This is a genomic window from Pedobacter sp. KBW06 (assembly GCF_003852525.1).
Classification (GTDB): Bacteria; Bacteroidota; Bacteroidia; order Sphingobacteriales; family Sphingobacteriaceae; genus Pedobacter.
Genome location: NZ_QAJL01000001.1, coordinates 298,796 through 324,087, shown reverse-complemented (window position 1 = coordinate 324,087; position 25,292 = coordinate 298,796). Strand labels below are relative to the sequence as shown.

Sequence of the window (25,292 nt, the reverse complement as noted above, 5' to 3'; positions counted from 1 at the left end):
TTAGAGTTTTAAACTGATTTCGGCACCAAAGGATGGCGGTTCATTGAGTACGACCTTATTGCCGGAACTGGCAACGGTATAGCTGGGTCTCCAGTTGAGCATATTGTAGGCATTGAAAGAGAAACGAAGCTTTTTTGCGACATCTTTACTCAACCTCAGGTGTACATTTCCATAAAATATAGGGTGTCTTTCGGTATCTCTGTAAGAGGATTGAGGGAGATTGGCCAGGTGTCCGTAAACGGGGCTGTTGGGGTCAAAATTGTCAATCGGATGGTAGTTAAACGCGAGGTCATAATAACCGATAGGGGTTGAAGAACGCTGGTAATAGATGGACTTTGTCTTCACCGGAAGGTCGCCGATCAAATTGATCATCAGGCCCAGTGAAGGAATATGAGTGCTGGAAGAAAGACTGGTTCTCCATTGAATATTTCTTCTGTTTTCGGGAGGAAATACGGCAAATACAGCTTCCTGTGTAAAGTCTACGTTGTCCAGATTGACGATGTTCATGGAAGGTGCCGTATCGTAGAAATAAGAATTGGTATATCCTGCCGAGATGTTGAATGAGGTTGCAATGGCGCTGATCTTTGGTGTGCTGACCATAAACTCGATTCCGTTATTGCTGGTATTCTGGCTATTGATCATTTGAGAATAGCTGATCGGCTTTTTACTGATTCCTCCGGTTGCCTTATAGGCCGCTTTTCCATTCTCGTCGATGAAATAAGTGTAATTTGGTACGATCATTTCTTTAACCAGACGTTTGGTGGAAAAGCCATCTGAAGTGTTTTTTCGGTAGTAGGAGGCAGAGAAATTGGTTCCGTTTCCGTTGTAATTAAAGGAAAGCTCAAAAGTGTTGGATTTGGAAGGTTTCAGGTCTGCATTGTCCGGCCGGATGATATGGGTATAGACCAGATAAAGGCGTTTATCCGGATCCTCGTTATTGGCTCTGATGAGTGGGGTGTTAAAATAGATCGGGCCTGGATAGAGGTGGGCTAGCGAAGGCGATTTTGTGGCGATGCCGTAAGAAGCGCCAAAAGTAATTTTATCGTTCAGCCTGTAATTGGTATTGATCCTTGGGGAGAGGTTAACAGCGCCGCTTTGCTGATCCAGCCTGATCCCTGTTCTGATGTTCAGGTCTCTGTTAAAAATGGGAATGGCGAAACTGTTTTCCAGGAAAGCACCGTAGTTTAGCAGGCCTTTCAGTTGTTTATAATCGTAAGAACGTTCATTGTTAGAAGAGAAAAGAGGCTGCGCCGGGTCAATGATCTGGCCTCTTCCAAAATTATCTGAATAGTACAGGTTCGCACCGAGGTTCATACGGTGCGCAATTTTTCCGGTATGGTAATCCGCTGACAGGCTAAAATTGGTGTTTGCGGTGAGTGGTTTTCCTTCAACAATGGTTTGTCCGAGGTAATAGCCATTGGCATAATCACCTACATTGACGCCTTCATTTGCGCTATCTACATAGGGGAAGGATTCTCCTGCCACTTTATACTGCATAGAAGAGTATTGTCTTCCGGTGGTTAAGCCCAGGCTCCAGTCTGCCTTACTGAAGAAGGAAGATTCCGGGAAAGTATAGGAGAGCCGGTTGGTCAGGTTCAGATTGGTATATTCAAACCTGGCTTTTCGCTCTGCTTTATCGTCTACGTCCAGTTTTGTTCCATCCAGATTTGCCGAACCTCCAATAGAGAGGTTGTTTCTGAACTGATTCGCTTTTCCGAAATTACTGGTATGCATCACCCTTCCACTGATGCGGGAATAGGCCTTGAGGTTGTCTCTGGGGTCGTTATTGACCCGCAGGTAATTGAGGTCGAAATTAAGTCCGGAGCCATTCTTTTTTAAGGCGATGCCTTTGCTCAGACTGTATTGGGTGGTACCGTTTCTGAGGGATACCCGTGCGGAAAGCGGGGATTTTCCTGCCTGTCTGTTGATGATCACTGCGCCGTCGGTATAGTCTCCGTATTTTGCTGATGCCACTCCGGAGATGACTTCTATGCTCTCGATGTTGTCTACGGAGATTTGTCTCATGTCTATTCCGGAATAGGCATTGTCGCCGGTAGTGGTATTCCGGTTGTTTAATCCCAGTCCATATTCTCCTTTGATGTAAGGACTCAGGAAGCCATTTACTCCGGGATTTGTACTTTGCATATTTGCATCATTGCTCATCTGGACACCATCCATAATGTAGGTAACGCCAAAAGCGTTGTTGCGACTAAACACGTCGTTGTTCCAGCTGTCTCCCGCTACAGAACGGAGGGTAAGGATATTTGGATTGGTAATGTTGGGTGCATTTACAGATTTTCCTGGCAGCATGTTCAGGACATCAGACAGAGATAAGGCCTGGGTTAGTTCTATAGCCTCTCTGTTAAAAAAGATCGAAGAGTTGGAATTGCCGGACATCGCCCTGTTGGCATTTACCTGCACTTCAGAAAGGTACAGCGAATTGTCGGATAAACTGATCTTGAGGTTTTTATAAACAGAATCCGGATGGATCATCAGGTTTTTACTCTGCTTGCCAATGTAGCTGAACTGCAGGGTTAAAGCACTCCTCTGAACCTTATCCAGGCTGATGCTGAAACTTCCATTGTTCTGTGTATAGATTGCTTGTCCGGTTTCCAGTGCCGTAATACGGGCAAAAGGCAGGCTGCTGCCATCCGCATCATATAAGACACCATTTACGGTTTGTTTTTGGTGAATATCTACCGGATTGGTCGTGATGTTGTTCTTTCCGGGAATAATGAAAAGCGTGTTTTTTTCAATGCTAAAAGAAAGGGGACGGGACATTAATACCCTTTTCATCACTTCATTTACCGGAAGTTTGCTGACGTTCAGGCTTACTTTTTCCTGTTTGTTGAGCAGATCATTGTTGTATACAGTGTTTAATCCGGTTTGTTTTTTGATGAGCGCCAGCAGTTCGATCAGGCTGATGTTTTTAACATTGATGCTTAGCAAAGGGACTTTTTGGTCGAGTTGCTGGGCAAAACTGTTACTGATTAAAGAAAAGCTGCAGAGGACACAGCTGAAGATCACTAAATATTTTCTTAACATGTGGTGGTGATTTAACAGGTTATGGACTTACCAATACTGTTTTGTTGATGATTTTGAACTGAAGTCCTGATACTTTATTCAGGAATCCGAGCAGTTGAGGAAGCCCGTCTTTTATCTTTGCTGTTGCGGTAAAACGCATTTCTGCAATCTGACTGGAAGAGAAAGACAAGGTGTATCCATATTGTCTTTCCAGAATTGTTCCGATTTCCCGGAGACTGGCATTTTCGAAATTCAGGAGACCATTGCGCCAGGCTGCAAAATCATTTATAGTCACATTTTTGACTTTGAAAGCCTTAGTCTGTGCATCAAATGAAGCTTCCTGCCCTGGCTTTAGCATCAGGTGCTGACCGGAGCAACCGGCACCAATGCTACCATGGATAAGGGTGGTTTTTACGGTCGGATCATAACTGTTAATGTTAAACCCGGTCCCATATACTTTTATATAAAGCGCATTGACCTTTACCATGAAAGGCTTTTTCTGATCATGGCTCACTTCAAAATAAGCTTCTCCTTTAAGCAGGTTGACTGCCCTTTCCTTTTTGTTCTTAAAGTTATAACTGATTTCGGATGCCGCATTCAGCCATACCCTGGATCCATCCGGGAGTTGTACTTCCTTTTGCTCCCCGATACCTGAGGAAATGAAAACCAGGGCCTCATTCTCCGGGGCCTGCTGGTAATGCCTCGTTAGGAGTAATCCTGAAACCAGCAGGACAGGAATGAATAGGGCAGCGGCATATTTGATCCATCTGGATCTTCGCTGTTGTAGCTGCTGTTCTCTTTCCACGCGGCCGGAGAAACGTTCCCAGCCTTTTTTGGGATCAAAGTTAATGTTGTTCTGCTCTTCCAATTTTTAAGGGATCTAAATAAAGCTAAGCGCTTGTTTACAGGAATGACGGGAAAGCAGCAGGAGAGGGTGAAGTATTCGTCTTAATTTTTTTTATTTCACTGATAATGAGTGTGTAAATAAAATAAATTCCTCTGCTCTTCACCCCAGTTGTTGCTGCTTACGTCTTTTAGGTAAATCTTAATTAAGAAACGATTTAAATTATTATTTGAAATGAACAGAAAATATAAGCGCTTAAAGACACAAGGTGTTTGGTTATTTGCGATCTCCTTATCGCTCGGAATCAGTTCCTGTAAAAAGGAAAAAACTACAACCGAAACGGTAACGCCTGAAGTAAAAGAAAATAAATGGGTGTCGATGAGCACCGGACAATCACATACCGTGGCACTGGGTTCCGATGGAAGCATCTGGGGCTGGGGCCATAATGCTACAGGGCAATTGGGAACAGGTAATACGAACAGCATATCGACGCCGGCATTATTGTCCGCAGAAAGGGACTGGAAATTTATCAATACCGGTTATGGGCATACGGTGGCCATTAAGACTGATGGTTCCTTATGGGCATGGGGAGAAAATACTTCCGGAGAGCTGGGGATCGGCACTAAAGGGACGGCAGTAAATACTCCAACAAGAGTAGGCAATGATACGGACTGGAAAATGGTTCTTGCAGGTGGAAATTATACCATCGCCATCAAAAATAACAATACGTTATGGAGCTGGGGAACCCATAGCAGCGGACGTCTGGGAAATGGACAAAGTACAGGGGAAACCTTAACACCGGTTCAGGTGGGTGCAGAGAGCGACTGGGACAAGATCTTCACCGGTAACAACTGGGGAGCTTCTTTTGCGATCAAAAAAGACGGAACTTTATACGCCTGGGGTGTAAACCAGAACGGAATGCTGGGCAATGGCAATACCAGCAATCAGCTGAGCCCGGTATTGGTTGGTGGTAGCTCAAAATATAAAATGGTGAGTTATGGCAGGGCCAGGGGAACACTTGCCATCAAAACGGACGGAACTTTATGGGCCGTTGGAAGAAATAGCCGTGGAGAACTTGGCATCGGAAATATGGATACCCAGGCCAACTGGGTGCAGGTAGGTACCGATAAAAACTGGAATACGGTAAGTCTGTTTGCCAGAACGGTACTGGCGACAAAAACTGATGGCAGCCTATGGGGATGGGGAGAAAATGTTTACGGTGAGCTTGGAAATGGAAAGATCAATCCCAGTTCAGAGGTGGCAGAAACCATCCTTAGTCCGGTACAAATTGCAGGGCAATCTTCTGTAGCAGATGCCGTAGTTGGTTTTAACTTTTCTGTGATCAGAAAAAACAGCAATGGCGGAATTCTGTTTGTAGCAGGTTCGGATATGGGTGCTTTTTATTCTTTGGGTAAGGGTACTGGAAATACCAAGCCTATTTTATCTTTTAGCGGACATATTTATTTGCCTTAACGATTTTTTAATCATGTAAATTTCCGGAGAAGAAGAAGACCTGATGTTATTTTTCGGAAATTTACATTCCTATCGGAACATCGCTTACAGAAGGTAAGAAATATAGGTTTCATGCTAAATAAAAACATACTTATAATGAAAAAAGAATGGACTGAAGAAGAATTGAAAGAAGTGGCCAGTCAGCTGAGCCAGCCTAAAGGTAAAGCGGGGATAAAAACCGGCGAGCGGATGGCACTTTCGAATGAAAATATGATTACCAGAACGATCGAATCTTTGGCGCTTAGCGATGATGAAAAGGTGCTGGAGATTGGGCAGGGGAACGGCAGCCATGTAGGGCTGCTGATGGACAAGGCAAAGGATCTGCTGTATACCGGAACGGACATCTCTATGACGATGATCGAGGAGGCAAAGAGGATTAACGCGGCCCTTATTAATTCAGGAAGCGTTTCTTTCGAGCTGTCTGACGGGGAGCATCTGGATTTTCCGGCGGATACTTTTCAAAAGATCTTTACGGTGAATACCCTCTATTTCTGGAAAGATCCTAAAGCTTATGCAGCCGAGATTTACAAGGTATTGAAGCCCGGTGGCCGATTCTGTATCGCATTTGCCGCTAAGGAATTTATGGAGCAATTGCCCTTTACAAAATGGGAATTTCAACTTTATACCGCTCAGATGCTAAGTCAGCTGCTGGAAGAGGTTGGTTTTCATATCCTTGATATTATCGAAGAAAAAGACCATACCCAAAGTAATTTAGGGACAGCGGTGCAGCGGGACATTGTGATCGTTGCTGCCGGAAAATAGCTCGGGAGTCCTGAATCAGGCTCCGCCAGCTCCGGAAGCTCCACTGGTGCTGCGATTGTTGCAGACTCCAGCCGGAACTTCCGGATGAGCAGGCCCGGGCAGGTTTCGTTGGCCCGTCATCACGAAAGCGCATATTGGCGGATCTGTCTTTATCTTTTTTCTGCTTTCGGCAATTCCTGCCAGCTGTAGCTTTTATGTACAATCTTCCAGGCGCCCTGGTATTTGAGCAGTAGAAAATAATCTGTAAAAGTTCGGGAATTGGGAACTACGATTTCTGCTTTTGCAATTGCAGCATCTTTCTCAATATCAATTGAAACAATACGTCCTATTCTGTTTAACTTTTCACCGCGCTTTATATTGGAAATGTATTGCTCGCCTGAACGTATCCATAGTGTGTCTTTTGCAACGGTGTACAGATTGAAATTCTGATGAAAGGCTTTGCGTAGTCTTTCAGGTTGTCCATTTGCTGTACCTTCTATGTAGTCAGAAAGTACTGCTGTAATTTGAGTTAAATCGCTTTCTTCAGCTGTCTTGTTCCTGTCCTTAAAGTTGGTATCGAGAATGGTAATGATTTCATTTGCTACTTTGGACGCGGAACTCGGGTCTTGTCCGGTTACAAATCTGCCATCAACAATATAGAAGCCATCTCCGCCTTTTTCAGCGTAAACAAAATTTCCATCATTGTTTTTGATTGCTTTGTCTATTGAAAACGGAAATGCTTTGTAATACTCCATTTCTTTGTTTTCAAATTTGTCCGGGTAACCCGTGATTTTCCTTCCCCTATATAAGGAATTGCCGTTTTCATCTTTTAAAAATGCGATTCCGGCAGTCCCGTGACACAATGCTGAAACCACCCCGTTTTTGTTGTAAATTTCCCTTGCAATTTTTTGAATGGCTTTGTCTTCTGCCACGCCATACATTGCAGCACCGCCGCCACTATAAAAAATGGCTAGGTAGTTACCGGCAATAATTTCGGTTGGTTTCTTTGTATGCCCCAGTTTGTCCATAAACCAGCCGTCATAAAGATGTTTTTTTTGAATACTGTCTGACGAGTTGATGTAACCAATGGGAATGGCACCACCCTTTGGACTGATGAAATCAACAGTGTATCCCGCCTTTGTAAATGCATCATATGGAACTACGATTTCTCCAAAGTGGTTGGACGTGGTTATTTTTGTGTTTCCATAAAAATCCTGGTTTGAGGTGACAAATAAGATTTTTTTCTGCGCATAACTCTCCGCAGAGGAGAGGCTCAGTAACAGATTGATTCCAATAGATAAAAACGCTTTTCTCATTTTTTTTAAATTTGATAATAAGCGTAAATTTCCGGGATGCCCTTATGATAAGGGATTTAGTTTATAAAGTAGAAGTCTGATTCTATAATGTCGAACTCATTTGGAGTATGATTTCTGATAGGCCGCAGGGGTTAGGCCCGTTATTTTTTTAAACGTGGTAAAGAAGGTCGATTTTGAGTTAAAACCGCTATCATAGCCTAAACTTTCTATGGTATAGTTTTTCTCGGTTTCCAATAGCCTTTTTGCCTTTTCAATTCTATATTCGTTAATGAGATTTGAGAAAGATTTGCCCAATATCTCATTTACATATTGAGACAAGATGTGCTTGGTTACCTTCAGCTCTTTTGCCGCTTCTTCAAGCGTGAAATTTGGGTTAAGAAAGAGCTCTTTTTCAATGATGATCGATAGTTTTTGCTCAATGATGTCCAGCGTGCTTTGGTCAATTTCTTTGTTTTTATATTTCTCTTTTTCTTGAAAAAAAGTCGTCCCGTTACTGTTCCTGAAGATTAAAAGCAATATGATGACGTACAAAATAAAGGTGAAGGACAAAGCACCGACAATATAAGAAGTGTAAGCCGCGGTCATATACGACAGCCATATCAGGGCAACGCCCAGATAGATGCTCAGTAACCAGATGTCAATTTTTGCCAGGCTTTCTTTTCCCTTGATTTTTTGAATAATCGGCTGAAGGCATTTTAGGGATAAAATAAGGTAAATGAACCATTGGAAATATATTGCTTTTATGATCCATCTGCTCCAAACAGGACGATATTCAACATATGGATAGAGAATTCCTAAAACGGTAACTATTGCCATAGAGGGGATCACATGTCTTGTCCAGTTTGGTTTTTTATCTTCTGTGTAGGATTTCAGGTATAAAAAGAGAAATGGACCAATGAGGACACAGGCAGAAAGTCCGATCTGAATAAAAATATTGGACAAACCGGGATTGAAATACAGAAATACAGACTTGATAATCCTGATGCTTAAAACCAGCAGGAGCAGGGATAAAAAATAGTTGGTAAAAATTTTCTTTTTAGCATGTATCGCAAAATATAAGGAAAGTATGAAACCATTAAAAGCACCTAATGCACTAAAAAAGAAAAGCAACTGATTTAACCCTGTCATTGTTTTATTAAATTAACTCCTGGTGGATGATGAAATAAGTTGCTCACTATACCGGGAATTAACATACAGTGTTGATAGTTAATTAAATATGTTTGTGGGCATCCCGGGAGCAAGTTACGAATTAATCTTAAGGTAATTACCAGCCTCCGCCGCCACCTCCGCCTCCGCCACCACCGGAAGATCCGCTGCTGCTGCTGCTTCCGGAACTCCAGCTGGAACTTCCGGAAGATCCGGAAGAAGAGCCTGAACCTGAAGATGTACTGATCGATGGCGTTGCATTTTCAAAGGCAGAGCTCAGAGGTTTTGCGAATCCTGAGCCGAAGGAACGGTATGCGAAATTGTCGCCGGAATACCATTCGGGTTGGTAGTCCGTACCATCAAAGACCTGTTCAAACTTAGCTCCCCAGGCATTTTCTACATCCAGTGCCATGGCATAAGGCAGGAATTTTTCAAAAAGCTGCGGGCTGAGCTCCGGTGGATTCAACAGGTTCAGGCGATGCTGTTCTGCAGTTTCCAGGTACATTTTAAATCCTGCTATTTCACTGAGCATGGCTGCTCCATAGACTGTTGGTGCTTTAATCAGGTAAATAAAAGACAGGAACAGGAGTGTCGCGAGGATGATAAAAACCGCGCTGGTAGGTTCCATTTTTCCGATGAACTGGAAAAGCATCCAGCCCGGTGCACCTGTAAAGCCAAGTCCGAATAAAATTAAGAAAAAAGAGATCCCATAGGTGGAGCGCAGCCCTTTAATTCCAAGATAAATGCAAAATAATCCGGCCCCAAGAAAGGGGGCAAAGAAAAGAAGAACAAGGGGATAACCTCCGCCAACAAAATACATAAATAAAGCAAATGCGGCGATGGTTGCCAGGATGCCTTTGATGAGGTGTTTGCTATGTTTAACAAAGTATTTCTCAAAGTCCAGCTTTACTTTTACACTGGTTTCATAGGCTCTTCTTGCAGCAGATATGGTATTGTTATTGGATTGGTCGATGGAAATTTTTGACCTCGTACCCAGCAGGTGTTTATAGAGCTGCTGTTCTTCGGGACTAAGTGCACTAATGTCTTCAGAAGCACGTTCCAATACATAGTCGCCTTCCTCTTTTCGAATCCTGATGACTTTCTTAACGGCCATATTGACAACAGAAGTGGCAAAACCTTTTTGGTCTGGTTTCCTTTTATTGAAGTAGCGGAGCATGGCAGGCGAGAAATCACCTGGAACATTAAAGCTGGGGATTACTGTTGGGCTCTCCGGATCTACTCCATAGCGCTGCCAGGTGTAGAAAAGATATCCCCCAAGCGCGATCAAAAGTAATGCAGTAATAGCTATTTCCTTATATTCTGTAAACAGCTTTTCTGTAAATGATGGTTTTTTGATGAATCCTGAGCTAAAGGCTGCGGCAACCGTAAAGCCTTCACCTGGAGAAAGAGACTGATTGCTTTTAAAGGTGACACTGCCATCGCTCTCGTTAAAAGAAGTACAATCATGGGCTTTAGCGCCTGCAATTCCTGTATAGCAAACCGTGTTTCCACCTTTAGCGCCAAGAGGAAAGTGAATGCTGGCTGAGGCGGCATCAATAGGGAAGGCCCATTCATTTCCGGTTACATTCCAATACAATTCATCATAATCTTTAAAAAATCCGACCTGTCCTCTGGTACTGTAAACGATTTGATATTCGTATATGCCGGGTTCAAGCAAAACGCTTTCGCGCCCGATATAAATTGACCTCATGCCATCGGCTTCTTTCGTGGAAAAAGGTTCTTCGGCGCCATCTTTCATCACACGTTCCACTAAAAAGTCCATTTTTTTCCTGGTGCTGTAAATATCTTTTCGATATAGGGGCAGGGTTCTTACCAGGCCTCTTTTGATCTGATCTCCGTTGGCATTTACTTTGATAAGCTCGGTGATCCTGACCAATCCTGAGCTGTCAATCTTAATGTCCGAATGGAAAGAAAGAATCCGCTCTGTTTGTGCAAATAGCTGTTGAGAAAACTGAAGCAGAATAAGGAAGAGCAGGAAACTGAAGTATCGGAAAAACTTGTGGATCATGATGACGTTATTTTAAAAGGATGCTTTTTGATTTTCCCTTTCTTCAGGGCGTTGTATTTCGAAGAAACTGCCTTGCTGGAAGTTAAAAGCAGTGGCCAGAAGATTGGATGGAAAAGATTCAATGAGGATATTGTTCTCTCTTACCGTTCCATTATAGTACCTTCTGGACATTTCTATCTCTGATTCTATGGTTTCCAATTGCGACTGAAGCTGTTGGAAATTGGTGTTTGCCTTTAAATCGGGATAGTTTTCTGCAACGATCATCAGTTGTCCGATGGATTGTGTCAACCCCGTTTCGGCAAGGATCTTCTCCTGGCTGCTGCCGGATTGTATGGCATTGCTGCGCAACCGGGTAATGTTTTCCATCAGCTGCTGCTCATGTGTAGCATACCCTTTGACCGTTTCAATCAGATTTGGGATGAGGTCGTATCGTTTTTTAAGATAAACATCAATTCCACTCCAGCCTTCTTTCATGAGGTTTCTCTTTTTAACCAGCTGATTGTAAGTTAAAATGCTGCCAATCAGGAGCAATAGTGCGATACCGGTAATGATAAGTATTGTCATATTTAAATAAGTTAGAGGAAGATAACAATATTCAATCATACTGAATGTTTACATTTGCATTTTTATGATAATGGATAACAGAATAAGCAGTACCCTTGAACAAATTCAACACGATATCGAGCCTTTAAGACAGGAGATCATCAACCATAAAGTATATTCCGTAATTAATGACCTGGAAGACCTCCGGATCTTTATGGAATACCATATCTATGCGGTATGGGACTTTATGTCATTACTGAAAGCCCTTCAAATTAACCTGACCTGCACGAGTTTACCCTGGTTTCCGGTAGGATCAGGTAACATCAGGTCATTGATCAATGAGATTGTGGCTGGTGAGGAATCAGATGTGGATGCACATGGAAATAAGAAGAGTCATTTTGAGATGTACCTGGATGCCATGGAACAATGTGGCGCAGATACCAGGGAGATCGGCAGGTTCATTAATGCTTTACAAAACGGAGCAGATTTGAATGCAGCATATCAGGCGGCAGGAACTCCTCAGGAAGCGATGGACTTTGTTGATTTTACTTTCAGTGTGATTAACAGCGGGCAACATCATGTACAGGCAAGCACCTTTACTTTCGGAAGAGAAGACCTGATTCCCAATATGTTTTTATCCATCGTAAGCGACCTGAATAAGAAATTCCCTGAGCAGATCTCTTTATTTAAGTATTATCTGGACAGGCATATTGAGGTAGATGGTGATCACCATAGCCATTTGGCTTTAGAAATGACAGCAGACCTTTGCGGCGACAATGAAGCTCACTGGAAAGCAGCGGAAGAGATGAGCATGGCATCTTTAAGAAAACGAATCGGACTGTGGGATGGTGCTTATCGTGCAATTTTAGCGCGTAAACATTAATTCATGTGTATTGGCGGTAAGGAATAATCGTCAGTTACTTTGTCCAGATAAAGGAGATTGATCCCCCTGATCACAGCATTGGCATTTTTTTGTGTGATGGGGATCGCAACATGATACACCTCCTCCGGGAAGTCAAGCTCATTATGTGAGATGAAAACCAGGCGGACTTGTTTCGGTTTTCCCGTTTGGTAAATGTTTTGTGCCTGCACCATCAGGCTTGTGCCAATCTTATTGATTTGAGGAGTAGTTTTGAAGAATCCGTAATCGTGCTGGTAACGTATGGATTTTGTATTGATGGTCAGGTATTCTTTACCGTAAAAGTTCCATAGAGAGTACCTGATCAGCAATAAAAAGATCACCGTTGATGCCAGAATCAGTGCCGTAATTCTTTCTGCTGCAGCCAGAACAATAATACCTGTACACATCATGTTCAGGAAAATAAGGACCAGCCTCCCGGCTAAAGAGGTTCTGAGTGTGAGGGTGATGAATAGGCAGATTCCATCCGAATCTATCATAAAGCCATTATCCTTCATAAAAAACGTTAATAATTATAACGAAAGATAGCTATAAAATACATTATGTTTTTAGTAATAATTTTGATATAATAATGATATTGTATTTTTTGAGGGTAATTTTATATAGTGATATCGCTTTTGTTAATCTTTATTAATCAGTATGATAGGTGGTTTTAAGCGCGTTTATGGAGAAATAAATAAAAATAATTAACCTAAGTATTGTTTCGTACGAAAAGTTTCCTACCTTTAGGTTATGAAAGCGCAGAGTACTGAAAATAACAGACAAATAGAACCTACGAAATCCGAGCTGGAGATCTTACAGGTATTGTGGGAGCAGGGACCGCTAACAGTTCGCCTTGTGAACGATAAGTTAAATGAAAACCGCGAGGTAAATTATACCTCCACGCTAAAGCTCATGCAGATCATGACAGATAAAGGAATCCTTACCCGGGATGAAAGTCAGATGAAGCACATTTATCATGTTGCAGAGAAGGAGCAGACCACCAAGGATTTTTTATTGGAGAAGTTTATTGATACCATGTACAATGGTTCTGCCAGCAGGTTGATGATGCAGCTGATGGGCAATAAAAAAACTTCGAAAGAAGATCTGGAAACGATTAAATCTCTATTGAATCAATTGGAACAAAAATAATTCATCCTTAAAGAACCACAGGAATGGAAACGATCATTTTTAAAACCTTATTACACTCGCTTTGGCAAGGACTTGTACTTGCTTTAATTACGGCATTGATTCTGGTATTTACCAGTAAATCCAGTGCTAAACTGCGTTATAACCTGCTCATTTCATGTTTGATGTTGTTTGCACTCAGCAGCAGTTTTTCCTTTGCCTACGAATGGCAGAAATCAGCACAGACCGATTTTGAAACCCTGAGTGTAGTTGCGCCATTTGTGCATGATCAACAAATTCAGGCAAATGTTTCCCTTAACGGAGCGGAGCCGGTAAATTTGCTTCAAAAAACGGTTGGTTATTTTAGCAGTTACGCTTCTACCATCGTGCTGATCTGGTTCCTGGTCATCTGCGCCAGAAGTATCCAGCTTTTTGCGGGACTCTACAGCATTAAGAGAATCAGAAATACACAGATCAGCCCGGCTGGAGCATACTGGGAAAACAGGCTGAAAGCATTGGCGCTTCAGTTTGGAATTACCCAGGTGGTACAGATTGTCCAGTCGGGGATTGTAAAGGTACCTATGGTGGTCGGGCATCTTAAACCATTAATCCTGATTCCAGTAGGACTGATCAATGGCCTGTCAGAAAAAGAAGTGGAAGCCATCATTTGCCATGAGCTGGCGCACATCAAAAGAAGGGATTACCTGGTCAATATTTTACAAAGCCTGATGGAGATTGTCTTCTTCTTTAACCCTGCGGTATTGTGGATTAGCAGGCTGATCCGGGAAGAAAGAGAGAGCTGCTGCGATGACATGACGATTTCCAGCACTCATGATAAAGTCAATTACATCAGTGCATTAATTTCCTGCCAGGAGTTTCAGCCAGGAAATCCGGAGTATGCCATGGCGATTTCGGGAAAGAACGATCATTTGGTGCAACGGGTGAAAAGAATGGTTTCCAATGATAATCCCAGTTTGAATAGGATTGAGAAAGGGATACTTGCAGTAGGGTTGGTTGCTGCAGTTACTTTAACCGCTGCCTTTTCAGGGCCGCAACCTGCAGGAAAGGAACCGAAAAATAATGTTGCTTTGCAAGATACAACACGGGTTAAGAAGAAACAGCTGAACTCTACCGTTCAGAAGAGTTCGTTAACAAAATCAGAGCAGCATTCGGTTAAAACCGATAAGGGGCTTGTTCCTGTTGAAAATCGTCCTGGCAATGAGCAGGAGACGCTGGAAGACAAGGAGGCTGCGATACGTGATCAACAAGCTGCCTTACGTGATCGGGAAGCCAGTCTACGTGACCAGCAGGCTGCTTTGCGGGACCAGCAAGCAATCTTGCTGAATAAACAGGCTGCTTTACGGGACCTGCAGGCGCAAAAGAAAGACCGCTTAGCGAAAGGCCAGGATGCATGGGCTTCGGAAAGGGACAGGCTGGCTGCGGAAAGGGATAAATCTGCTTTGGAAAGGGATAAGTTGGCTTCGGAAAGAGATAAATCTGCTGCAGAAAGGGATCGGTTGAGAGCGGAAGAAGATTCAAAAGTAAAAACCTCGAGCAGCAAGACGACCAGAACTATAGTCAGGGAGAGTGACGACAATCCTGAAAAAAGGAAAGTAACCTTAAAGACTGGAATTACGGCGGATTATCTGAACAAAGGGGAGTTTGATGACAATACTTCTACCTATATCGCCAACGATTTAACCAAAGATGGCCTGATCTGGAAAAATGAAAAACTTTCTTTTAGAATCGATAAGAACGAATTTGTGGTGAATGGAAAAACCTTACCGGAGGCTACCCATAAAAAATACGCAAAGAAATACCTGAAGCGTCCCGACTGGATCCTGGCCTATAACTATGAAATTAAATAATCAGAAATACTTTAGCCTGATCTCCTAACGCCCCTAAACCTAAATTAATGAAACTACATATCGTGGCTATTTTAGTCACATGGGCAGCTATTGCCTCAAATTTTGCCTTTGCTCAGTCCGCTGTAACGCCTAAAAGTACAGGCAAAGGACAGATCTCAGGTAAAGTGTTAAACGAACAAAAACAAGCTTTTGACCTCGCTACAGTAGGCTTATTCAGGGTTCAGGACAGTACCTTGCTGAAGAGCAGTTTTACAGAACAGGACGGCAAATTTGTTTTTGAGCAATTGAAGGAAGGAGATTACCGTATAAAAATTTCTGCGATGGGTTATCAGAATTACCAGACAGAAGTGCTTCACATCACTGCGATGAATCCGGGTCTGCTACTTCCCGACATCAGCCTGATGGCGACAACAAAAAACCTGAAAGAAGTTTCTATTGTCGGACAGAAAGCTTTTGTAGAACGAAAAATCGACAGAACGGTAGTCAACGTTGATGCATTGATTGCCAATTCAGGAACCACAGCTATGGATGTGCTCGAAAAATCTCCAGGTGTGTCTGTGGATCAGAACGGGGTAATCAGCCTGAAAGGAAAACAGGGGGTCACCATATTTATTGACGATAAACCTACGTATTTGTCGGGTGCGGATCTGGAAAGTTACCTGCGTTCCCTGCCTTCGGCTTCATTGGACCAGATAGAACTGATGACCAACCCACCGGCAAGGTACGATGCTGCGGGAAAAGCAGGGGTGATCAACATCAAGACAAAAAAGACCAATTCCAGAGGGTTTAACGGAGGATTGAACCTCGCTTATACCCAGGGAGAACTCGCCAGAAGCAACAATAGTTTTAACCTGAACTACCGCCATAATAAACTGAATTTCTTTGGAAGCCTGAGCAATACCTTTCAGAATAATTTTACTGATCTGGACCTTTTCCGCAAGTATAAAAACGAAGATGGAAGTACGAAATCCTATTTTGAACAAAACAGTTATATCCGCAGAAAAGGCACAGGTTTTAATGGTAAAGTAGGGATGGATTATTACCAGACAGAAAAAACAACCTGGGGAGTGGTACTTACAGGAATGCACAGAACCTCACCGGAAACAAATAACAATGTCAGCAATCTTTTAAATGCGCAACGCGGACTGGATTCTATTGTGAAAGCGCTGACTAAGGAGAACGAGATCTTTAAGAACCTGGGGGTTAACCTGAATTACCGGCATCAGTTTGATAAAAAAGGTCAGCAGTTAACTGTTGATGCCGATTATCTCGTGTACAATACGAAGAATGACCAGGTGATCAGCAATTCTTCCTATTTACCGGATCAAAGTTTAAAATCGGAAGATATCCTGATGGGAAAATTGCCTTCTAATATTAAAATCTATACGTTGAAAGCCGATTACAGTAAGCCTTTTAAAAACAACTGGAAAATGGAGCTGGGCGCTAAGACAAGTTATACAAAGACCGACAATGTTGGGGACTATAGCTATACGATTAATCAGGTGACCAAACCTGACTACGAAAAGAGCAATCATTTTATATACAAGGAGAACATCAATTCAGGTTATCTGAATATGAATAAGGAGGCAGGGAAATGGTCATTTCAAATGGGACTGCGTCTGGAGCATACCAATTCAGATGGGCACCAGATGGGGAACCCGCTAAAGCCTGACTCTGCTTTCAACAGGAGTTATACCAATCTGTTTCCGACGTTGTACCTTTCCTATAAACTCGATACAGCAGGCAATAATCAGATCGGTTTAAACTATGGCAGAAGGGTAGACCGTCCTTACTTTCAGCAATTGAATCCTTTTATTTCGCCCCTGGATAAGTTTACCTACTATCTTGGAAACCCCTTTCTGAACCCTTCGTTTACCCATAGCATCGAGCTTTCTCATACTTTTAAAAATAAGATTACGACCACCTTTAGCTATAGTGACACCAAGGATGAAGTGAATGAAACGATTGAAATCAAAAACGGACTTTACTACAGCAGGCCGGGTAATATTGGCCGCAAGATTGTGAAGAGCCTGAGTGTAAATGCAGGTCTTGACCTTACTTCTTGGTTGAACTGGCAGTTTTATGGAGAGCTGACCAATTTAAATTCAAAGAGCAGTGACTTCTACAATGGCGTATTAAATAGCAAAGGCACTTTTTTCTTTTCGACCAATACTTTTCAATTTAAGCTGAGTCAGAGCTGGAGCACCGAGCTTGGAGGGATGTACCGTACAAAGATCAATGATGCCCAGTTTACCATCGGCAAACTTTATGCGGTAAATGCGGGTATCCAAAAGAAATTATCTCCTAGTACCACGCTGAAACTGAATGCCAGTGATATCTTTTATACCAGGATCATCAACGGAGAAATTAATAACCTGGCATTGACTACGGCAGGCTGGCGCAACCGTTCCGACTCCAGGACAGTGTTGCTGAGTTTTAGCTATCGTTTCGGTAAAACCTTCTCTGATCTGCGGAAACACAACCAAACCGGTGCAGAAGCCGAAAAAAACAGGGTAAATAATTAAACCCTCGTCTTTCTGTGTTTTGCTCCCCAGGCACAGAGCTTTTTCCATATTGGAATGAGTTCTGTGCTGATTTCTGTCAATTCATATTCTACCCTCGGAGGAACCTCCGCATATACTGTTCTGCTGATTAGCCCATCATTTTCCAGTTCCCGCAATTGTAGGGTCAACATCCGCTCGGTAATGTTGGACATCGCTTTCTGGATTTCATTGAACCTTAGCTTTTTCTTTTCCAGATTGACGAGAATGAGTAGCTTCCAGCGACCGCCAACCATATCTATCGCATAACTGAGGTCATTGCTTTCGACAATGCACTTCCTGTTCAGGCTGTTGGTGGAGTTTTCTTTTCTTTCGGCCATACTTACTTTTTTGTTAGTTCCGTACAATGGGTAGTACGGCGGACAAATCTAATGCTTAGCTTTTACTTTTGCTGCTCATATTATACATAGATGAAGAAAATTGCCTATATCGGATGCCTCGGAATGATTGGTATCATCAGTACGGAATTTGGTGTTATTGGGATTTTACCTCAGGTCGCGGAACATTATCAGATCAGCATCGACAAAGCAGGGATCCTCCTAAGTGCATTTGCATTGGTCATTGCGTTAACGGGGCCATTTATGACGCTCCTGTCTTCCGGATTTGACCGCAAAAAGATCATGATGCTCAGCATTGCTATTTTTTTATTAACCGGTGTGGTCTCTTCATTGGCCCCACCTTTCTGGCTACTGATGCTTGTGCGTTTATTGCCGGCCTTTTTACAGCCGGTTTACATCTCTACCGCGATCGCAGCGGCCCTTGCCCATGCAGAGCAGAATAAAGCACACCAACTGATGGGAATCGTGTTGGGTGGGATTGCAATTGCGATGGTGACGACCGTACCCTTTGCCACTTATATGGCCAGTGTGTTTAACTGGCAGGCTTCATTTGTCGTGCAGGGGCTGGTTAGTGGCCTGGCACTGCTCGCCATATTTAAGGGAATGCCCCCGATGCCGGTCAGGGAAAAGAAGTCGTATGGCAGTCAATTGAAAATCCTGAAAAAGCCTGCTTTTCTGATCAGTGCAACGATGAATTTCCTAATGGTGGCTGCCTGGTTTTCTACCTATAGCTATTTTGCTGACTACCTTGGAAAGGTAAAAGGAATGGATACGGAAATGATCAGTTATATGTTGTTTTTATTTGGTATAACCGGTGTTTTCGCAAACTGGCTGGCTGGAAAAATGCTGAGTATCAGTATTCCTGGAACCACCGCTTTCTTTCTTGCCGGAACGGTGCTTGTTCCTTTTATGCTGGAGTACTCCGGAGGGAATGGCTGGAGTACGATTCTGGTGATCGCCATCTGGGGCTTTCTGTATGCGCCAACCTTTCTCAATGCTTCTGCTTACCTGATTTCAGCAGCCCCTCATGCGCTGGAATTTGCCAACAGTTTGTCTACTTCTTTCGGGAACCTCGGCGTATCTGTCGGAACGATGTTAAGTGGTTGGGTGATTGCGGATATGGGTGTGAAACAGAGCCCCTGGGTAGGGATGTGTTTTGGGCTGATGGCCCTGTTGATGATTGCCTGGAGAACATTATTGGAGCGTAAATCCCAAATTTTTTCTCATATTAGCAACCAGTAATTGACCCCTAACCGGTACCTGATTTTATATGAATTCATTGAACAATACCTCATTTTTTAAAAGACAAGAAGAAGAAGCAATCCGCCTGTCAAGGATGGATTCAAATATGGCGATCTCAAATCAGGACGTGGCTGGAGTAGCCAAATACTGGATGGAAGATATTGTGGTGATTTCCGGCGAAGGAGGCCAGTATTCCGGAAAAGCAAAGTTATTGAAAGTATGGAAAGAGATGTTTTCGAAAAAAGCACCCTCATTTGAGCGTTTACCTAGTTCGATTGTGATTGGTGATAGCGGTATTCTGGCCTGGGAAAGTGGCAGCTGGAGTTATAAGACTGAGGCTTTCAGAGGAAATTACTCCGCCATGTGGCGAAAAATTAACGGCGTTTGGCTCACACAGTCGGAGTTATTCGTTTCTTTGGATTAATCCAGTGTTTTAAGCATCCAGATATTACAGGCAAAATGGCCGGAGTTTCCCAGTGCAGCATCCAATGCCTTGAACCCGGCCTTTTCATACATACCCACCGCCTGTGCCAACTCCGGGAATGTTTCCAGATACAGCTCGCTATAACCCAGCTCTTCAGCCGATTCAAAACATTTTTCCAAAAGTTGTTTGCCAATTCCTTTTCCTCTTGCATTTCCTGATAAGTAGAATTTTACCAGCTCTGCACAACCTTCCGGCAGTCCTTCTGTAGGATATATGCCACTTCCTCCAAGCAGCTGACCGTCTTCCTCAGCTATAAAATAGATGCTTCTTTCCGTTTGAAATAACTTATATAAGTTGTCCGTTGTGGGGTCAGAATATACTGTTCCTATTTTAGAGACCTTAAATTCTTCTAAAGAAGTACGGATGATTTTGGCAAGTTGCTCATTGTCGCGGGCCTCGATGGTTCTGAAAGTAATCGGCATAGTTGTCTTTTTTTCAAAGATAGTATTATAATTTTTTGGACTGCCATAGGGTTGTCAGTGTCGGTATTGAAATTTGATTCATAAACAAATAACAAAATGAAGATGAATTTGCAAACCCTGACAAAAGACTTATGTGCCTATAATTTATGGGCAAATAATGAGCTGGTTATCCGGCTGACAGAAAGAAAGGAAGGAACTGCAGCTGTTTCTCCTGAACTGCCCCATATCAACCAAAAACTATCGAAGCTCTTAACTGCGGAAGCACAATGGATGGAAAAAATACAATGCCGGGAAGACCGCTCTCCCGAAGAAAAAGTATTTGAAGGAGCCATTGATGCCTTGCTTAAAGACCTGGTAATTCAATCTGAAAATCTACTTGATTATGTATCTGAATTATCAGAAGAGCGGTTAAAAGAAAAGGTTACATTTGATATTCCCGGACATGGAGATTTTCAGATGTCGAGATATGAAATGATCCAGCATACAGTAGGAGAGGTTACCCATCACCGGGGTGAAATCGTGATTAGTTAGAGTTGTAATGAAGAAAAGCATCATTTGGAAAGGATTAAACAGCCTCCAAACCATTGAATATTGCGAGTTGCTGCTGGAGAAGGATCAGACGATCGTATCTGCCGTAATTGAAGGTACAGTAGATGGGAGGGAAGTGGATTTTTCTTACCGAATCCATGTCGATACCAATTGGAGAACTTTAGAGGTATCCGTACAGAACAGGATGGGGAGGGATTTTAAACAATTGGTCTATACGAGCGATGGCGCAGGGAACTGGTTCGATGCAGAGGGGCTGGAACTTAGTAACTTTAAAGGATGCATTGAAATCGATATCATGCTCAGTCCTTTTACCAACTCGCTTCCGGTAAAACGGTTAGGAATGAAGCTGGGAGAAAGTCAGCACATCAGCGTGTTGTATTTTGACCTGCTGAAATTTGAGGTAAGACGGGTAGAACAAGTATATACCAGGTTAGCGGAACACCGGTATAAATATGAAAATACGGAAAACGATTTTAAGGCATTGATAGAGTTTGATGGATTTGACCTGGTCAGTTCCTATCCGGGATTGTTTGAAATGGCTTAGCTTCTGTATATACCTGATGTAAAAAGGAGCCTGTTTCGCAACAGACTCCTTTTGTTTTAGATCCGGATTATTTTAGATACTCGCCACAAAGGGTGCTTTTTTGATAAACGTAGGATCACTGATTTGTTCAATCAGGAAGGTGGCAAGTCCGGTGGTGCTTACTTTCTCTCCCGGGCAATCCTGAAGGTCAACCAACAGCTGTTTCTTTTGTTCCGTTTCTTCGATCCATGGAAGCCTTACAATGGTCCAGTCGATATTGCTCTGTTGTAACAGTTCAACTGCCTTTTCTTTATCGGCAACCACGATGGGGAAGGTTTGTTTCATCCATGCTGAGCCTTGTTGGTTGGCTGCGCTTTTTTCATCTCCCGGTATATCCAGGGTTAATCCCGTTAAGAAGATATACCGGCTGATCTGCTCCTGGTTCATCGCATGGATCAGATTGGATGCGGAAAGGCTGGAAATCAAGGGTTCATCTTTGAGCTGTCCGATCACACTGATTACAACATCACAGCCTTTAACGAGTTCGATGGCGGTTTCCAGGTCCTTAATGTCTCCCGCTACAATTTCCATGGAAGGATGTGTAATGGGGTAAGATTGTGGTTTTCTGATCAGGGATTTTACCTGATATCCTTGCGCTAGTAATTGATTAAGCAGGGGTTTTCCTACCTTACCTGTTGCGCCGATCAGGGCGACTTTTATAGGAACATTCATATTGTTCTTAATGACAAAATTGATTACATCTAATTAATTATTGAAAAATTTAAGACAGGAAAAAAAAGGGTATAGCAATTTACTGCCAGCTTTTTTGACTGGCTTAGTAGCTTTCCTGTCTACAAGGTCGGGTTTTTAAAAATCCTGTTTAGATATGTATTAAGAAGTAATATGAAGCGAATGTAGGGATAAAAAATTATCTTCGGCTATGATTGATGTTTGTTGTGCGATTATTGTTAGTGAAGAAGGAAAAATCCTGGTTGCTCAGCGGAGTGCAAGGATGTTATTGCCGCTGAAGATGGAGTTTCCAGGAGGGAAAATCGAGCCGGGAGAAAGTGCCGAGGCTTGTCTGATCAGGGAGATAAAAGAAGAACTGAATGTCGAGATTCAGATTCTGTCTGAAAGAGCAGCTCACCAACATGTATATCCCGAATTTTCTATTCGCCTGATTCCCTTTGTTTGCCGGATTATTGCCGGCGATGTGGTTTTAAGGGAACATGCTTCCTATAGCTGGTTGGAAACATCCGCGCTGCCGGCTTGCGACTGGGCAGCTGCGGATATTCCTATTGTTAATGATTATCTGGATTCTTTAGAAATTAACTGAACCATCCCCGTTTTTTTGGAGGGTCCTCATCCGGAGGATCAATCCCCGCTGCCTTGGCCAGCGCTATCATTTCCAGCGCTTTCGCCTCGTCTTTTACTTCATCATTATGGCGGTAGAGCCTGATTAGTTCCAGATAACTGTCTGTCTGAGCAAGTTCCAGCGCCCGATGATAAAATGATAGTGCTTTATGGATATCCGGCCTGCAGCCCTGCCCAAGTTCGTACATGGTGGCGAGGTTATAGGCGGATTGACCATCACCTTCTTTTGCACTTGCTTTGTAATAATTGATCGCCGGTTCATAGTCTTCCTTCAGGAAAAGTACATAGCCATGCCTGCCATAACTGGGGAAATTGAGCTGCTCCGCCCGCTGATAATGTTTTAATGCTTTGTCCAGATTTTGCTGGACCCATATGCCATCCAGGTAAAGGTCGGCGAGATTTGCATGTGCCCTGCCATTTCCATATTCTGCGGCCCTTTCGTACCAGCGGATGGCCTGATCAATATTCTGTTTCACACCTATCCCATTCAGGTGACAGATGGCGAATCCATTCATGGCATCTATGGAGCCAGCTTTTTGTCCGCTTCGATACCAAAAATAAGCTTTGTTGGCATCGTAGTGGGGGCCATTACTGCTGTAAATAAAACCCAGATCGTTCATGGAGTCGGCATCTCCTTTTTCTGCTGCGAGCAAGTGGTATTTTAAGGCATTGTCCAGATCTCCTTCATCCAGTGCTTTTGATCCTTTGCGGTAAAGGTCAAGTGCCGGCGCATTTGTTCCTGCCAGGTCAGCCAGTATTTTCCTTTGCTCCTCAGCAAGGCTTTCCGGATAATAACCTATGGAGAGCTGTTTGGCAGCAATTTCATGGTCTACAGGCTTTGTTGTCTGATCGCTGGATATGAGGAATGCGCTGTTTTCAAGGAAACCCAGAATCTCCCAACTGCCGTTCTTATTTCTACGGACATCATCCCGCATGGAGTCAAACTGCGGACTGATGAAAATGTTTCTTCCATCCATACTGTCAAAAAAGCCAACTTTTCCGGATTGAAAAATACGGAAACAAGCCTCATTGAGCTCATCTATGCGGTTATAGATACAGGGGAGTAAGGTGCCTCCGGTGATGCGGAACAATCCGAATTTTCCTTTTTGTTTCAGGATGTACACCTGGCTTCCACTACAATAGCTGATCTCTTCATATTCAGCAGGTAGGATGATCTCTCCGTCCTGTCTGATTAGTGATTGTAGTTTTAGTTTTTTTTTATCGCCTGCAGACAGGATCTCGGTTGGTACGAAAAAATGTTGTTGTTGCTCAAAGCCGGCCCATTGTACCTCAATAACTTTATTTGTTCCTATTTTTTTGAAATCCTGTAAAAAGAAATGCTTTTGTTTGCTTGATTTGAGAACACCGGAGTAATAGTTATAACCATCAAATTCGTGGCAAATGATTTCCTGTATATATTCAAAAGGCAATAAGATCTCATTGCTGGCATTGGCTACTCCCCAGGTTTCTTCTTTGCACACGTTAAAATAGTGAGGCTCGAGACTGAGATCGGTAATGTCGTCGTAGAGAAAGGCTACCTCCATATTTTGGTCTGGCTGAAGGAAACCGTATTTGTCGTTCAATTTTACAATGGCTACTCCTTTGCTCAGATCGAAGGCATCATCATATTGAAGGGGAACACATTCTTCTCCCCGACGGTTAACGTATCCGTATTTATCCTCCTTTTGCACGAGCGCGAGCGATTCTCCCTCTGGAAAATAATAGACTTCGTCGTAACGTGCGGGAATCAGAATTTGTCCGGAATCATCTTTCATTCCTTTGCAGCCGTTTTCCATGTAGAAAATCTGATCTGGAAACTCATTGTCTTCCGTTTCGTCTTCGTCGTATATACCGGAACTGATGACCTCCCAGCCATAGTCATAACCAGAGTGGTTTAGGTAAGGTTTGAAGCTTTGAAATTGAAGCGGACCCTGGTTAAATTCCGGGCAGTTGTCCAGCAAGGAGGGGTCATCCCGTTCCATTGCTTCTTGTAGAATGGCATTGGTGGTATTGATGTCATTCAATAGCTGAATGGCCTGTATTTTATGTGGAACATCATCCATATTAAAGACATCCCAGGCATCAAGATGAAAAAAATCATGAATAACCCTTTCCTCAAGAAATTTAAAGATGCGTTGTTTTGCGATGTCAAAAGCCGGCTTGTCATCGATGAGCTGTGCTTTATGCTTGTCTATAAATTCATAAAATGCTTTAATGCGCTGAATTCCCAACGCTGCGGGTGCATAGATTCCGCCATCAGTTCCATTAAATACAGGTGTTGAAATCAGGGGCTGATGAGCAAATAAAGGGTGTAAAAAGACTGGAAATTCATAATTCCATTCTACCATAAGCAGATTGTCTTCAGTATTGCTACCTATTCCAGCCAGGATGTTTGCTAAAAAGTCCTGGTCTGCTGTGGTGGTAGACATCTTTTCAGGAAGCAGGTCTTTATTTAAGTTGTATAAGTATATTCTGTGCGCCATTAAAAATTGAAATCGTTTCTTATTCGCTCTATGCAATAATAATGCAAGGAAACTGATAATCGGAATTATTTATTGAGATTTCTATTTCCGTGTAATTTTAAGTTTAGAAATTGAAGAATGAGAAAGTATTACTTAAATTCGAATTTCAAGGGAATAGTTGGAAGGCCATCATGATTATGCTGCTCAGGCGATATCAGGAACCGGGCTTTAACACTGATAAATACGATATAAATAACAGAGAACAGACGATCTCTTCATAACCTTTAA

The 25,292-nt window shown here is 42.8% G+C and carries 22 protein-coding genes; 11 read left to right on the top strand and 11 right to left on the bottom strand.

Features of this window, described 5'->3' with window-relative positions; genetic code table 11:
• The gene (locus DBR43_RS01260) at window positions 1-3,045 is read right to left on the bottom strand and encodes a TonB-dependent receptor (protein ID WP_124577152.1); all 3,045 of its coding nucleotides are present in this window, start codon (window positions 3,043-3,045) and stop codon (window positions 1-3) included.
• A 19-nt stretch (window positions 3,046-3,064) separates the two neighbouring features.
• A complete protein-coding gene (locus DBR43_RS01255; protein ID WP_124577151.1) occupies window positions 3,065-3,892 on the bottom strand; it encodes a FecR family protein in 828 nt (275 codons plus the stop codon).
• A gap of 210 nt (window positions 3,893-4,102) precedes the next feature.
• Between DBR43_RS01255 and DBR43_RS01250 the strand changes: the two genes are divergently transcribed.
• Window positions 4,103-5,341 carry an RCC1 domain-containing protein gene (locus tag DBR43_RS01250; RefSeq protein ID WP_124577149.1) on the top strand — a complete coding sequence of 413 codons (1,239 nt, stop codon included), beginning with the start codon at window positions 4,103-4,105 and terminating at the stop codon, window positions 5,339-5,341.
• A 135-nt stretch (window positions 5,342-5,476) separates the two neighbouring features.
• Entirely contained in the window at window positions 5,477-6,142 is a 666-nt protein-coding gene (locus DBR43_RS01245; protein WP_124577147.1) for a class I SAM-dependent methyltransferase, read from the top strand.
• Between the two features lie 149 nt (window positions 6,143-6,291).
• Here the strand turns inward: DBR43_RS01245 and DBR43_RS01240 are convergent, their stop codons facing one another.
• The 4 genes from DBR43_RS01240 to DBR43_RS01225 form a co-directional block, all read right to left on the bottom strand.
• Window positions 6,292-7,437, bottom strand: a complete 1,146-nt coding sequence (locus DBR43_RS01240) for a nuclear transport factor 2 family protein (protein WP_124577145.1) — start codon at window positions 7,435-7,437, stop codon at window positions 6,292-6,294.
• A gap of 96 nt (window positions 7,438-7,533) precedes the next feature.
• A complete protein-coding gene (locus DBR43_RS01235; RefSeq protein WP_124577143.1) occupies window positions 7,534-8,565 on the bottom strand; it encodes a helix-turn-helix domain-containing protein in 1,032 nt (343 codons plus the stop codon).
• A 136-nt stretch (window positions 8,566-8,701) separates the two neighbouring features.
• Window positions 8,702-10,612, bottom strand: coding sequence for a DUF2207 domain-containing protein (locus DBR43_RS01230; RefSeq protein WP_124577142.1), 1,911 nt, complete (start codon window positions 10,610-10,612; stop codon window positions 8,702-8,704).
• Window positions 10,613-10,624: 12 nt separating this feature from the next.
• Window positions 10,625-11,176 (bottom strand): LemA family protein, encoded by a 552-nt coding sequence (locus DBR43_RS01225; RefSeq protein ID WP_124577140.1) that lies wholly within the window; start codon window positions 11,174-11,176, stop codon window positions 10,625-10,627.
• 70 nt (window positions 11,177-11,246) lie between these two features.
• On the opposite strand from DBR43_RS01225, the gene DBR43_RS01220 reads away from it, so the two are divergent.
• A complete protein-coding gene (locus DBR43_RS01220) occupies window positions 11,247-12,038 on the top strand; it encodes a DUF3050 domain-containing protein (RefSeq protein ID WP_233602798.1) in 792 nt (263 codons plus the stop codon).
• Here the strand turns inward: DBR43_RS01220 and DBR43_RS01215 are convergent.
• The gene (locus DBR43_RS01215) at window positions 12,035-12,571 is read right to left on the bottom strand and encodes a hypothetical protein (protein ID WP_124577138.1); all 537 of its coding nucleotides are present in this window, start codon (window positions 12,569-12,571) and stop codon (window positions 12,035-12,037) included. The genes DBR43_RS01220 and DBR43_RS01215 overlap by 4 nt on opposite strands.
• Before the next feature lie 235 nt (window positions 12,572-12,806).
• On the opposite strand from DBR43_RS01215, the gene DBR43_RS01210 reads away from it, so the two are divergent.
• Genes DBR43_RS01210 through DBR43_RS01200 form a run of 3 tightly spaced genes read left to right on the top strand, consistent with a single transcriptional unit; the run spans window position 12,807 to window position 17,574 of the window.
• Window positions 12,807-13,205, top strand: a complete 399-nt coding sequence (locus DBR43_RS01210; protein ID WP_124577136.1) for a BlaI/MecI/CopY family transcriptional regulator — start codon at window positions 12,807-12,809, stop codon at window positions 13,203-13,205.
• Window positions 13,206-13,228: 23 nt separating this feature from the next.
• The gene (locus DBR43_RS01205; protein WP_124577134.1) at window positions 13,229-15,049 is read left to right on the top strand and encodes a M56 family metallopeptidase; all 1,821 of its coding nucleotides are present in this window, start codon (window positions 13,229-13,231) and stop codon (window positions 15,047-15,049) included.
• A 47-nt stretch (window positions 15,050-15,096) separates the two neighbouring features.
• The gene (locus DBR43_RS01200) at window positions 15,097-17,574 is read left to right on the top strand and encodes an outer membrane beta-barrel family protein (protein WP_124577132.1); all 2,478 of its coding nucleotides are present in this window, start codon (window positions 15,097-15,099) and stop codon (window positions 17,572-17,574) included.
• On the opposite strand, the gene DBR43_RS01195 is transcribed toward DBR43_RS01200, so the two are convergent.
• The gene (locus DBR43_RS01195) at window positions 17,571-17,930 is read right to left on the bottom strand and encodes a winged helix-turn-helix transcriptional regulator (protein ID WP_124577131.1); all 360 of its coding nucleotides are present in this window, start codon (window positions 17,928-17,930) and stop codon (window positions 17,571-17,573) included. The genes DBR43_RS01200 and DBR43_RS01195 overlap by 4 nt on opposite strands.
• A gap of 90 nt (window positions 17,931-18,020) precedes the next feature.
• On the opposite strand from DBR43_RS01195, the gene DBR43_RS01190 reads away from it, so the two are divergent.
• Window positions 18,021-19,190 (top strand): MFS transporter, encoded by a 1,170-nt coding sequence (locus DBR43_RS01190; RefSeq protein ID WP_124577129.1) that lies wholly within the window; start codon window positions 18,021-18,023, stop codon window positions 19,188-19,190.
• A 28-nt stretch (window positions 19,191-19,218) separates the two neighbouring features.
• The gene (locus tag DBR43_RS01185; RefSeq protein ID WP_124577127.1) at window positions 19,219-19,614 is read left to right on the top strand and encodes a YybH family protein; all 396 of its coding nucleotides are present in this window, start codon (window positions 19,219-19,221) and stop codon (window positions 19,612-19,614) included.
• Here DBR43_RS01185 and DBR43_RS01180 read toward each other — a convergent pair.
• Window positions 19,611-20,096, bottom strand: coding sequence for a GNAT family N-acetyltransferase (locus tag DBR43_RS01180; protein ID WP_124577125.1), 486 nt, complete (start codon window positions 20,094-20,096; stop codon window positions 19,611-19,613). The genes DBR43_RS01185 and DBR43_RS01180 overlap by 4 nt on opposite strands.
• Window positions 20,097-20,198: 102 nt before the next feature.
• On the opposite strand from DBR43_RS01180, the gene DBR43_RS01175 reads away from it, so the two are divergent.
• On the top strand, window positions 20,199-20,627 hold the full coding sequence (locus tag DBR43_RS01175) for a DinB family protein (RefSeq protein ID WP_158622394.1): 429 nt from the start codon (window positions 20,199-20,201) through the stop codon (window positions 20,625-20,627).
• Between the two features lie 7 nt (window positions 20,628-20,634).
• Window positions 20,635-21,189, top strand: coding sequence for a putative glycolipid-binding domain-containing protein (locus DBR43_RS01170; protein ID WP_124577121.1), 555 nt, complete (start codon window positions 20,635-20,637; stop codon window positions 21,187-21,189).
• 72 nt (window positions 21,190-21,261) lie between these two features.
• Here DBR43_RS01170 and DBR43_RS01165 read toward each other — a convergent pair whose 3' ends face one another.
• A complete protein-coding gene (locus DBR43_RS01165) occupies window positions 21,262-21,900 on the bottom strand; it encodes an NAD(P)-dependent oxidoreductase (protein ID WP_124577119.1) in 639 nt (212 codons plus the stop codon).
• Between the two features lie 208 nt (window positions 21,901-22,108).
• On the opposite strand from DBR43_RS01165, the gene DBR43_RS01160 reads away from it, so the two are divergent.
• Window positions 22,109-22,504, top strand: a complete 396-nt coding sequence (locus DBR43_RS01160; RefSeq protein ID WP_124577117.1) for a (deoxy)nucleoside triphosphate pyrophosphohydrolase — start codon at window positions 22,109-22,111, stop codon at window positions 22,502-22,504.
• Here DBR43_RS01160 and DBR43_RS01155 read toward each other — a convergent pair.
• Window positions 22,497-25,025: an SEL1-like repeat protein gene (locus DBR43_RS01155; RefSeq protein ID WP_124577115.1), complete on the bottom strand. Its 2,529-nt coding sequence runs from the start codon at window positions 25,023-25,025 to the stop codon at window positions 22,497-22,499. The two genes, DBR43_RS01160 and DBR43_RS01155, sit on opposite strands and share 8 nt — an antisense overlap.
• Window positions 25,026-25,292 lie beyond the last annotated feature (267 nt).